Genomic DNA, 12,077 nt, shown 5'->3' with positions numbered 1-12,077 from the left:
ATGCGTCTGCCAAACCCCTGCTACACTTTTATTTCTCCTTTTCTCGAATGAACCGTCTCTATGGCGACGTGGCGAATTGTCAGACTAATATTTCCTTCAGCGATGATGGCGTTGATGTGTCTGTGTGTTATGTCGTCAGTTGTTGCACAAACAACACTTATCAAAAAATCTGACAATCGTGTCAGTGTGGTAAATGACAGTAGCACCTCCGAAGAAAATAACATCAAGGATGAAACTGAGGAAACAGATCCAACGGACGTTCTGACTCTGGACAACGACGTCAATACTGAAACGACGGATCCGGAAATCAATCAGGTTCGCTTACTCCAAGGCTTAAAAGACACCACCTTCAAACCGGTTCGGTCGTTACTGGTAGATAAGAAAATACCGTTGTTGGGAATTCGTTGGGGCGCTGATTTGCAAGGCGATGCGCCGCTCAATAACGAGCCCGAAGATGCTTCCGCAATCTTGCGGTTGGCACGAATGACCTTTTACCGTTCGTTTGGTAAAGAGTGGTCGGCCAAAGTTCAGGGAAGCTGGAACAGCGAAGGCCAGTTTGATGTGGGTGATACCTACTTTGTCTACACCGGTTGGAAAACCATGCAGGCGACGTTCGGCATTCAGCAACCAGCTTACAGTCTGGAAAACATGACCGGTCGCATGGCGTTAACGTTTATGGAACGCGCATTGCCAGTCGAGGCGTTATCCACCCGACGCAGTGCGGGTGTTAGCATTCACAAGCGCACTACGGATAGTATTTTGAGTGCGGGTCTTTATCTGTTCAGTCCTGATGACGAAGGCCAGCAGGAAAAAGGACAATCGATTGTGCTGCGTTATATGCACGCGCCCTTGGACCTGGACTCAGACGTGACAACCGGAAGGTTTAATCTTCGCCGAGTGTGGGCGGGGGTCTCGGTGTCTTATCGAACTAATGCGGATGAAGACAATACCCGCTTTCGCTCTCTGCCGGAAGTGGGTATCACCGAAGAGCACTTTGTTGATACCGGCGATATTACCGGTGCTGAAGATATTGTCCGAGTAGGTGTAGAAGCCAATCGTGTGATGGGCCCCTTTTCCTGGCAGGCGGAGGTGTTGGCCAGCCGCGTCGAGCGTGACCATGAAGACAATGTCTTTTTTTATGGCAGCTATTTTTTTGCCAGTTGGCTTCTGACCGGTGAAACCCGAAATTACAACTCTGCAGCCGGTGAGTTCGCTTCGGTTAACCCCTCTGAAGCGGTGGGTGAGGGCGGCTGGGGTGCATGGGAATTAGCGGTACGAGCCAGTACCGTAGACCTCAACGATCAGGATGTCGTCGGTGGTCGTCAGCGCAACCTGTCAGTGGGAATGAACTGGTATCTGAACAAACAAGTACGGATTCAGGCCAACCTGATCAAAGTGCTCGACGTGGATCGCGCCGGCAGTGAATTTGACGGCCAGGACCCGTGGATCGCGGCGCTTCGGTTGCAGTGGTCACTGCGTTGATAACATCGGTGTTGATAAAACTTGTCTGTGGCTGAAGTAAAACTTTCCATTCGAGCGATTGGACTCCAGTGCGTTGCTATTTTAATCCGGTGTCCGATAATGGCTATTACTAACAAAAAATGACGGCCGCTAACAGAAATAGCGATCACTAATAATAAATCTGCGACGCTGATGATAACTTGACGACGCACCCGCAGAGAATAATCCCGACAGCAAACATCATGTTTTCCATTCTCAATTTTGCCCCTTAATTAGAGGAATTGCCCCGTGTCCATTCGACCCGTCTTTATTGCTTTCGCGTTGACAGTACTTTCCGTCCAACCAGCTTCGGCACTGACCATCATGCTCACCAACGACGATGGCTATCAGCACCCATGGGTACGCACCCTGCAAGCCACCCTGAAAAAAGCAGGGCACAGTGTGACCATGGTTGCACCGGATGAGAACCAAAGTGGCAAAGCCGCTGCTCTGTCTCTGGGCGCTTTAAGAAGTGGTGACAAGGCGGTGATCAAGCACTCGGACGATGTCTACTCGGTCAAAGGCACACCGGCGACCGCTGCCCTGTTAGGTATCAAAGACGTCATGCCGGAACGCCCCCAACTGATTATCTCCGGCATTAATGAAGGAGCCAATATTGGCGTGCTCTCGTCATTCTCTGGAACTGTCGGTGCCACCGTGGCAGTACTGCACCTGGCGGGTGAGCCAATTCCCGCCATTGCGATCAGCAGTAACCTGCTCGATCAAACATCCGAAGCGGATTCCGAAGCCAATCTTCAGCACGCCAAAGAAATTTCAGAGTATATGGTGCGACTGATCGCCAGTCTGGAAGGCTTGGCTGGTGAAAAAACGGCTGGTAAAGACGCTCCACTGCTGCCGACAGGCATTGCGCTCAATGTGAACTACCCAACCGTGACCAAAGACAAAGTGAAAGGTAGCGGCATCTACCGTCACGGCCACGACATCGGAGTGAACTTCTCCGATAAAGGCGCCATGCCAGTCACCATGATCGAAAGCGCCAAAACCCAGGACACCTTTGCACTGCAAGATGGCTACATCACCATCGTCCCTATCGACGGTGACTACACCGCGCACAATTGGGAGAGCGTGCTGCCGAAGGAATTGGTTGAGACGCTGAACGACTGACTGTTAACAGCTACGGGTCAGACCTCGCTGGCCCATAACGCTATTGGCAAGCCCGATACCTTCCGGTAGTATCAGTTTTCATTAAAGGAGATTTTACGCGACAGCGTGCATCGGATAGCACGGTATGTCTGCCTCGGCAGCTTGACCTCTACAAGATCCTCAAATAGTCGTTATTCCGTAACCGCCATCCCGCAAGTACATATCTCGTTTCACCCGAAACAGATCGTTAACTCCTAGAGATCAACCACAAACGGATTGTGTCGATATCGATCAATGCGTCGAAACCATAACAAAAAGGATAGTGAACCATGTACAAAACCCTGGCCCTTATCGTCGCCGTGTCTCTACTCTCGGCTTGCACCATTACCCAAAACGTCGAACCCGCCCAGTTAGCCAATCAACATCAGCTCTGCATTATTGAAAACCCCAAAGTTCGCGAAGGCTTTTTAGCCGAATATCGAGCCGCTTTAACCGACAAAGGCATCGCTCACCAGGTCGTCAGCGCAAACTCCGTTCCGGACTCCTGCGAATGGACTTCAACCTACACCGCCAGCTGGAGCTGGGATATGGCTTTGTATATGTCCTACGCCGATATCAAAGTCTATCACCGCGGCGTATTGGATGGCGAAGCGGTCTACGATTCAAGACGTGGCGGCGGGAACATGGGTAAGTTCATTGATGCTGAAGAAAAGGTGCGTGAATTGGTCAATGAGTTGATTCAGATTGAGATGGCGGGGTTGTGGTTTTTGAAGGTGGGATGATAACGGTAGTAAGGTAAACGTTAATAGTCAGCTTTTCAAATCAATAAGGTCGCAGCTCTCCTTATACTGCTTTTTCAAAATTCACTTCCCCAGAATAATTGTTTGTTCTATTGTCAAAAGGAATTTTAATGCAATCCCAGAAATCTAGATTAATTTTTTGTGTTCGTTCACTAATCTTATTACTGATGTTTTCTGTGTTATTGACCGGATGTGCTGGACCAAAAGTTGCTAAGGACTTATTGGTTAACACTGAAGTGTTGGAGAGTCCGTTAATTAATAGCGGATATTCTATAAATTCAGACATAAACACTAGAATTAATAACCATGAAAAATTAGACGAGTCTCTTAAGGAGTCTCTGCGCATAGCAATTAATAAAGCTAATATCTTTGAGGGTAGTGGAGCTAGTCCTTATATTATTAATGCAAATATAGAAGTTGCTAGTCAGGCTCCTATGAGTTTTGGTAATTTCGAAGGAAAGCTGCAAGTGAAATACACGGTTTATGATCAAAGGAAAAATAAAATATTAGAAAAGACCATATATACTGAAGCAGGTAGTGATGAATGGTTCTTTTCGGGTGCAAAGAGACATAGAAGGGCTAGAGCTGTCAATATTGCAAAAAATGTTCTGGAGTTTACTGACTACCTAAAAGTTCATATTTAATACACTACTCCGTTGCCCCCTTTATTGATAAAAATAAGCCTAAAATGAAATTCCAATACGCTCTTTCTATGATGTTCGTAGCCCTAGTTGGTTTGTCCTATTACTTAGGCTACACCCCGGTTTTGGTGTTGATGGTGTTCGTCTTAGCCAGCCTGATAACCTATCGCTTTTACGCAAAAGACAAAAAAGCCGCCATCAAGGGCGATTGGCGAGTTCCGGAAAAAACACTGCACGGGTTAGCTCTTTGTTGCGGTTGGCCAGGAGCCTTGATCGCTCAGGCAAGATTGCGCCATAAAACCAAGAAAGTGAGTTTCCTTGTGGTGTTCTGGATTACAGTCCTGGCGAACTCGGCAGCGTTTGTTTGGTTACACAGCTCTCAGGGCAATAATCAGTTACACAATGGATTGTTCCACCTGGAAAATATGGCGATGGCAAATATACAATCATCCCGAGCCAATGACGTGGTATTGTTTCTGACGCAATATCGGCCTCGTCACCCATTCTTGAGCCATTAACCACATAAAAACAGGGATGTATTGAGTGGATATCAATAAAATCGTTAATTCGGCATCCGAAGAAGAGGCGAAATCGGCACTCTCCTATTTTCTTCAAAGCTACATGAATCCTGCATTCGGTGCTTTACCCAAGAATGAAGTGGAATTGATCGTCCTTAACGTTCTGGAAAAGCTAAACGCGATTGACGATGCACCAGAGCTGTATGAGCTTGTGTCAAAGCTAAAAATCACTCGTTCCAAAGCGCGTAGACTGATCTATGACAGAGAGCTTCGCCGATCCTCTGATGATGACTTGAATGAAAAGGTGAAAGACCTTTTGAAAAGGCCGCTTATTCAAAAAAATGGCGACCTGTACGTCCTGGAAGTTGAAAATCCATTGGTGTCAGATCATCTTCGGTCACAGGTTAAGAAACTGGGCTACGTATCCGATGGTTCGTTTTCCCCGAGTATTGTGAAACTCGGGCTGGACGCAGTTGCCGCGTTGATAGAGTCATACCTTACTGAGCAAGAGCAGGATGATATCAAAGAAGCGTTAGTCGCAGCAGGTGCGCCAGACACGTCATTTCAGGGCGTCCTGAAAGCCACCTTCAAGAAAGTGGCTTGTAAAGTCGCTTCTGATACCGGTGAAGCACTAATGGAAAAGGCATCTGACTTTATCTCTCCTATTTTGGATGCAGGTATCGATTTGGTGTCGAAAAGAGCGGGTGAGTTGTTTAAAGATGCTGACTAGGAACCTATTCCCTAAATAGAAGCATGCTGGCTAAATAGAAACGTATTAGCTAAACAGGAACAGTATGAAGATTACCGTAGAACCACTTTCTGAAAGTGATAGAAATGCCTGGGAAAAGCTGTATTGCGCCTATGCAGATTTCTATAACATGCCAATGAATGACGAGACTCTCAACACGGTCTGGTCATGGATTTTTGATCCAGATAATAAGTTTTATTGCCTTGTTGCCAAAGACGAATCCGATCATAGCCTGGGACTCATGCATTATCGGGCAATGCCTTCACCTCTACGCGGTTCACATGTGGGTTTTTTGGATGATTTATTTGTATCGCCAGATGTCAGAGGCCAAGGCGTTGTTGATGCACTCTACGAAGCATTACAAAAAGAAGCTAGTCAGCATGGGTGGCCCTTTGTTCGCTGGATCACAGCAGACAATAACTACCGAGGCCGGAACGTTTACGATAAGGTTGCGGAGAAAACCCATTGGGTGACTTACCAAATGGCAACCAGTTGATCGCAGTGGAAAATAAAATGCAAGATTTTGACAAGTTGCTTGACATAGCCAAACGTAAATCAGAGTTCGATAAAAGTAATGCCTGGTATTCAGGAGCTTCTACCTATTTGTCTGAAATCAAAAAGGAAGTAGATGAAGTCTTGGACGAGTTGCCAAAACATCGAATTGGTCACCTCGAAGACGAGCTGGGTGATGTGCTATGGGATTGTTTAAATGCGATTCTGTGTTTGGAAAAAGAGGCCGGAGTCAAGATGGATTCTATCGTCCAACGGGCATGCCGAAAATACGAAGAACGTGTGTCGGCCATCGAAAATGGCATTTCATGGGAGGACGTTAAACGGAAACAGAAAAAGAAACTTGAGCAAGAGCAAGCTGCTCAATAGTCACCCAGTTTGATTGACCGCTCCTGATTTCGTCATTGCGTCAACAATCGGGGCTTTAGCCAGCGAAACGGCTTGCAGAGAAGCAACCCATGCCTGTCAGGTTTCTTCTACCGCGTACTCATCACGGGGTGCGACGCGGGTTACTAGGGAATTAGTTGTATGTTAGCAACAACTAACTTTTTGATCTTGTGCTTGTCTACAATGTAATCCAAACTCTTATAAAATACCCAGTCAGCAAGAAAGTCTTGGGTTCATCGTTTAATTTGGATACAACATTGATACGACGTTATTTTCATGTCCTCTGCGTTTTGCAGCTGCTTTTGGCGGGGTTAGGCTGGTCGTCTGCAAGTTGCTCGTCTGTGAGATCGGTCGATATGCCGATTCAGGAAACCATACTCAATACCGGTTGGGAATATCGCTGGGGTGATTCTCCGTTGACTGCTGATGGTGTTCCGAAATGGATTTTTCCTGACCGTTCTCCTAATGGTTCTTCGGAAAGTAGCGCTGATTGGACACCGATTGTATACCCCACCAACCCTGTTGGCCGAAATGGTCAAAATAATATCTGGTTCCGTGTGACCCTTCCGGAGACGGATTTGCGCGACCCTGTGTTTTATGCCACCAGTGTTGATCTTTTGGTTGAGGCGTATTTGGATGGTGAGCGGATTTATCGACATGGCGAATTTGATGAAAACGGAGTGGGTAAGTTTGCGGGCTGGCCATGGCATATGATCACGTTGCCAGAGGACTTCACCGGTAAGACGATGTACTTTCGTGTGTATTCAGATTACATGGAGATTGGCTTTTGGGGGGAAGTGAAGGTCGCCGAAAGGGTCGCTATCCTCAAGCAGGTCATTGATGAATCCGCGCAAGGCATCTTGGTCGCCGGAATCACGCTTTTAATTGCGTTAATGGCAGGCGCGTTTGCCGTACTACAAGGACAGCGTCGACAGTTTCTTTGTGTTTGCTTTTTTTCGCTGGCAGCTGCTGGACTGGTCATGGGAGATATTTCTGCCATGAAACTAGTTTGGAATCAGCCATTATTCTGGAATTACATTGGCGCTTACGCGTACTTTCTCCTTCCGGTTCCTATGTATATGTTGTTGGCCGACTGGCTCTCAAAAGCCAGCGTTGAGGTGCATCACTTCACTTGGCTGTGGAGGTTCCATCTTGCGTTTATCGTCGTTGCGGCAATCGGCAGTGTGCTGGGCGTGGTGGGTGTGAACCAGCTTTATCCGATTTTTGATGGGGTTTTTACCATATCGGTATTGCTGCTAGTGGTGTCTGTACTGTTTGTTTTTCATCGGGTGTCCGGCGAGAAAAAGGTATTGATCCTTGCCTACCTGGGCTTTTGTGGTGTCATGATGCTGGATATGGCGGTGGCTCATGACTGGGTCTCATGGATGAACGTACCGGTTTCCAGTGGCGCGTTGCTTTTTTCTTTGGCCATTATTGGCCTGTCATTTCATCATTACCTTATGACACAAAGGCAGCTCGCAGAATTGAATTCTCGGTTGGAGATGAAAGTTGAAGAGCGAACAGCGCAATTTGAAAGACTGGCTGAAAAAGAACGTTTACGTTCGGACTATCTGCAATTTCTTCAGCTTAAATTGCAAGCAGTCAGCGACATTGTTCTGTCTCTGGAAAATACCGATACTCTGGATTCCGGTGTTCATACATTGGGAGATTCTATCGCCGACCTCTGTCAGCCTCTCGCTGGGTTGTATCGGATTGCTACGCCAACCGGTTGGAAGGTTGTCCAACGTTGGGGAGATTATCGTTCGATACCGGCTGTTGGCGTTGTGATGCTAAAAGACATCAGGCTGTATGAGGGTGGCGGGTGTTTCCCATTCAATATCACGGATCAAAAAGGCGTGGTCCGCTGCGTGGCAACCCTTCAGGTGACGATGACGGAATTATCTGATGGCTATATCGGTGATGGCTTTATAACCTTGTTACAGCGTGCTGTAGAAAGAATCAATGTTGTGCTGGCGAACATTGCCTTGCGCGAAGAGTTGAAACGCTTGTCGTATGAAGATGACCTGACCGGCTTAAAGAACCGGCGTTTTCTGGACGAAGTACTGGAACACGAAGTCGCTGCCGCAGAGCGTAACCAACAGCCATTGTCGTTACTGATGTGTGATATTGATCATTTCAAAACCTTTAATGACAGTCATGGTCACCCTGCAGGGGATGAGGCCCTAAAGACCATTGCAGGGTTGCTGCAAAAATCCTTCCGCCAAGCCGACATTGCCTGTCGTTTGGGCGGGGAGGAATTTGTGGTGCTGATGCCGATGGCCAGTACTGAAGAGTGTGTGCGACGAGCAGAACAGTTGGTCGCCGCAGTGTCCAACGCAGAAATTAATTATGAAGGACAGGTATTGGAAGGCGTCACCCTTTCGGTCGGTATCGTCAGTTATCCTGCGCACACGAAAGATCCTGATAAATTACTGCACTTTGCAGATCTCGCGTTGTACGACGCCAAGGAAAGTGGCCGCAACTGTATTCGGGTGGCCTAATATAAAAAATCACGCGTACAATAACCTGAGCGGGGCTCCCTCAACTGATAAAAGCACGCTGTTATCGCAGTGCAGGTGAAGGATTTGTATGAACAAGTGGTTTCTCATATTCAAAGTGATTTTTATTGTTTCGGTGCTGGCGGGCTGTAGCCACCAGCCCACAGGGTCATCCAGTCAGTCTGTGAGGGTGTTGGACTCCAGTAAGGCTAATTTAAACGATACCAGAGTGGTGCAGCGTAAGCTCTATGATCAGTATCAACAGTGGAAGGGTACCGGCTATGCGATGGGTGGCCTTTCAAGACGGGGCGTTGATTGTTCTGGGTTGGTGTATCTCACTTATCGGGATCAATTCGGTCTTCGGTTACCTCGTTCCACTAAGGATCAGGCTATCGTCGGTGAGAAGGTTAAGCGTAGCCAGTTGCGTTCTGGAGATCTGGTGTTTTTCAAAACAGGTTTTAAAGTCCGGCATGTTGGCATTTATATTGAGGACGGTAAGTTTTTTCACGCGTCGACCAGCAGAGGCGTGATGATTTCTCGACTGGATGATTATTACTGGAAGGATAAGTATTGGCATTCGAGGAGGGTGAGGTAACCCTGAGCCGGGATTTTAATCAAGACAGAATTACCTCACTCCTTTTCTTCTTTCTTTTCCGATCAGAATCTCATGGTCGCCTGCAAACTCACCGTCCGTCCTCGCGTTGGTGTGCCAATCACATCGGCAGCGGGAATACAGCCCCCGGTAGCTGGTAATGAGCTACACACTGGCGCGTCGGTTCCGTAATCGCCACCCGTTCCCGTGCGGTCGATGCCGTTCACCAAGTTGCGCCGGTCCGTCAGGTTGCGTGCAATTAGCGCCAGTTCCCAGTGGCTGTCCTCTGCGAACAATCGTATTGAGGCGTCGGCTTTGATAAAACTGTCCTGCTCGGTATAGGGCTGGTAATCCGTGCCGTAGTTGTATGAGCCTGAATAGAAAAGATCCGATGAGAAGCTCATCATTAGCCCAGAGGCAATTGGTGTCTCGTAGTATCCACCCACTGTGGCGGTAAATTTGGGTGCTTTACGCAACTGTTCACCGGACAGATCCTGGGTGTTGCCATTACCGGTAACTGGGTCGTTGTCGAAATTACAGCCATCCGCTTTCGATTGGGATTTGTAACACTGCGCAAAGAATTCTTCGAAACTGGCATCGTTCCAGTTGGCTGAGGCGTGAAGTTCCAGACCCGGTACGGCTTGCGGGTAATACTTGGTTTCCAATTCGAGGCCACGTACGCGGGACTTGGCGGCATTACCGGTGCCGAATGAGCGGGCAGCCGTATCATAGGTTGCCACTTGCAGGTCTTCGTATTCGTACCAGTAGGCGGTCATGTTAAAGATGACTTGCTTGTCCATCAGGCTGGATTTGAAGCCGGCTTCAAATCCAGAGACTTCTTCTGGATCAAACGAGTTCACCCCATTGGTCAGTACCGCACCAGCAGTGTAAGACCCATCAAATCCACCAGATTTGTAACCCTCTTTGTAAGAGGCGAAGTACATCATATCTTCATGGGGTTTGTAGGTTAGAGTGACTTCCGGAGAGAAGTTGGTGAATTCCAATTCGGTATCTCCTGGATAAGACGGCATGGCCAGTACGTCCACTGGCGTACCTGACAAAACAGGAGCAGGATCAAAGGTTGTTTCTGTAATGATCGTATAGTCGGTCACTTCTTTCGTTTCACGTGTGTAACGGCCCCCCAGAGAAATTTGTACCTCGTCAGTAATGTCATAGAGAAATTGTGCAAATACCGAATAGCTTTCTTGCTCTTGATTGGTGGCTTCATAGGGTAACTCGTAACATGTAGGACATGTCGGCGCCGCTACAGTTGGAATAACGATATAGGTGTCCGTGAATAACTCTCGGTTTTCATAAAACCCGCCCACCATAAAATTAAACGGGCCAGTAAAGTTGGAGGCCAGTCGCAGCTCTTGAGTGACTTGTTCGTTTTCGTAATTCACGGCGTAGATATTGCTGGGTGCGAGGCCGTAACCGCCGTTTGATGATATTTCTTCTTCGGCTTTGTAGTAACCGGTCACAGACGTCAGCGAAAGCTCATCTGAAAAATCATATTCGATAGTGCCGGATATCAAGATCTGTTCACTGTCCCTGTGACCGTTGGGTTGCAATTGCGAATTAAGAGCGAGGACTTCCTCCGGAATTTGCGCCGCGACAATCTTGCCATCATTTTTGCAGTTGTCGGCCACTGGATATAATTCCTGTGGATTGCTGTACGGGCAATGGGTAATGTCACTGAAGTAAGAGGTGCCGCCAGTCACTTCGGTGTCCGCGTAAGTTCCTTTCAGCGACATGCTCAGCTGGTCGATAGGATCAAAGTCAAAGGTGCCGCGTAAAAACGTTTCTTCTTTCTGAGGAAAAGCATCGAGGCCAGAGGCTTGTATCGAGTAGGGATCGTTGGACGCGGGAATTAAATTGATGGGCGAATCTACATCGATGTAACCATCCATGTCTGCATAGTGTGCTGCCAGCCGAAAACCGGCTTTGTCGGAAATCGGTCCTGAGATTGAACCATCAATGGACCACTCTTCGGAATCAAATTCATAACCGGTGCGAATCATGGATTCAAATTCTTCCGTGGGTCCCGCCGAAGTCAGTGAAATAATCCCGCCGGGACTGTTCTTGCCAAAAAACAAAGCCTGAGGCCCGCGCAATACTTCAATCTGCTGTAAATCCATTTGTGCAACTCGCAAAATCTGTGCGGTACTGATCGGAATGCCATCAATGTTGATAGAAACTGCCTGATCAATAAACGCCTGGGATTCACCGGAACCCACACCGCGCAATGAAATACTACCGCCTACGGCGCCGCCCGATTCACCGGTTACCAGCCCCGGAGTCAGCGAAGCGATGCTGTCTATGCCAGTAACACCGTATCGATCCAACAAGGCTTCATTTAGAACTGTTAAGGGAACCGGTGATTCTTGTGCGGTCTCTTTTCGTCTGCGGGCTGTAACGATAATTTCTTCCAGCGAGGTGACACGACTGGACTTGCCTGTATTTTGGAGTGCTGAATTTTGTGCTTCTGAATCTTGTGTTTCAGTTTGTTGAGCCAGGGCAGGTGATCCGATTAAAGCGCTAATCACCCAGGGCAAGAGTTTTATTGAAGTCTTCAAGGTAAATCTCCATTAATTATTCTTATATGAGTTATTTACAAGTGTCTGATTGCAGGGGTTGACTGCCAACGATTTAAGTCGTCTGTATCTACATTAGGGGTATTTTATATATGAAATCGTTTTAAGGTTTTTATTGTTATTGTGTGACCAAGTTGAATTTCAGTCTTGGCGAGGACTTTTGGTATGTCAAATTAAAACAGCCT

The 12,077-nt window shown here is 47.6% G+C and carries 11 protein-coding genes; 10 read left to right on the top strand and 1 reads right to left on the bottom strand.

Annotated elements, in window-relative coordinates; translation table 11 throughout:
• Window positions 1–129 precede the first annotated feature (129 nt).
• The 10 genes from ACTG33_RS03630 (at window position 130) to ACTG33_RS03585 (ending at window position 9,301) form a co-directional block, all read left to right on the top strand.
• On the top strand, window positions 130–1,482 hold the full coding sequence (locus ACTG33_RS03630) for an OprO/OprP family phosphate-selective porin (RefSeq protein WP_439133822.1): 1,353 nt from the start codon (window positions 130–132) through the stop codon (window positions 1,480–1,482).
• A gap of 267 nt (window positions 1,483–1,749) precedes the next feature.
• Window positions 1,750–2,625, top strand: coding sequence for a 5'/3'-nucleotidase SurE (gene surE / locus ACTG33_RS03625; protein ID WP_439133821.1), 876 nt, complete (start codon window positions 1,750–1,752; stop codon window positions 2,623–2,625).
• Between the two features lie 308 nt (window positions 2,626–2,933).
• Window positions 2,934–3,386 (top strand): Sbal_3080 family lipoprotein, encoded by a 453-nt coding sequence (locus tag ACTG33_RS03620; protein WP_439133820.1) that lies wholly within the window; start codon window positions 2,934–2,936, stop codon window positions 3,384–3,386.
• Between the two features lie 128 nt (window positions 3,387–3,514).
• The gene (locus ACTG33_RS03615; protein WP_439133819.1) at window positions 3,515–4,048 is read left to right on the top strand and encodes a hypothetical protein; all 534 of its coding nucleotides are present in this window, start codon (window positions 3,515–3,517) and stop codon (window positions 4,046–4,048) included.
• Between the two features lie 44 nt (window positions 4,049–4,092).
• On the top strand, window positions 4,093–4,563 hold the full coding sequence (locus tag ACTG33_RS03610; RefSeq protein ID WP_439133818.1) for a DUF1294 domain-containing protein: 471 nt from the start codon (window positions 4,093–4,095) through the stop codon (window positions 4,561–4,563).
• A 25-nt stretch (window positions 4,564–4,588) separates the two neighbouring features.
• Entirely contained in the window at window positions 4,589–5,293 is a 705-nt protein-coding gene (locus tag ACTG33_RS03605) for a hypothetical protein (RefSeq protein ID WP_439133817.1), read from the top strand.
• 64 nt (window positions 5,294–5,357) lie between these two features.
• The gene (locus ACTG33_RS03600; protein ID WP_439133816.1) at window positions 5,358–5,807 is read left to right on the top strand and encodes a GNAT family N-acetyltransferase; all 450 of its coding nucleotides are present in this window, start codon (window positions 5,358–5,360) and stop codon (window positions 5,805–5,807) included.
• Entirely contained in the window at window positions 5,777–6,190 is a 414-nt protein-coding gene (locus ACTG33_RS03595) for a MazG nucleotide pyrophosphohydrolase domain-containing protein (RefSeq protein ID WP_439133815.1), read from the top strand. The genes ACTG33_RS03600 and ACTG33_RS03595 overlap by 31 nt, the downstream gene beginning before the upstream one ends.
• A gap of 359 nt (window positions 6,191–6,549) precedes the next feature.
• On the top strand, window positions 6,550–8,709 hold the full coding sequence (locus tag ACTG33_RS03590; protein ID WP_439133814.1) for a GGDEF domain-containing protein: 2,160 nt from the start codon (window positions 6,550–6,552) through the stop codon (window positions 8,707–8,709).
• A gap of 88 nt (window positions 8,710–8,797) precedes the next feature.
• Window positions 8,798–9,301, top strand: a complete 504-nt coding sequence (locus tag ACTG33_RS03585) for an NlpC/P60 family protein (protein ID WP_439133813.1) — start codon at window positions 8,798–8,800, stop codon at window positions 9,299–9,301.
• A 62-nt stretch (window positions 9,302–9,363) separates the two neighbouring features.
• On the opposite strand, the gene ACTG33_RS03580 is transcribed toward ACTG33_RS03585, so the two are convergent.
• Window positions 9,364–11,874: a TonB-dependent receptor gene (locus ACTG33_RS03580; protein ID WP_439133812.1), complete on the bottom strand. Its 2,511-nt coding sequence runs from the start codon at window positions 11,872–11,874 to the stop codon at window positions 9,364–9,366.
• Between the last annotated feature and the right edge of the window lie 203 nt (window positions 11,875–12,077).

The sequence above is a fragment of the Pseudomaricurvus sp. genome (genome assembly GCF_965662505.1).
In the GTDB taxonomy this organism is placed as follows: domain Bacteria; phylum Pseudomonadota; class Gammaproteobacteria; order Pseudomonadales; family Cellvibrionaceae; genus Pseudomaricurvus.
This window is presented reverse-complemented; position numbering and strand designations above follow the sequence as displayed.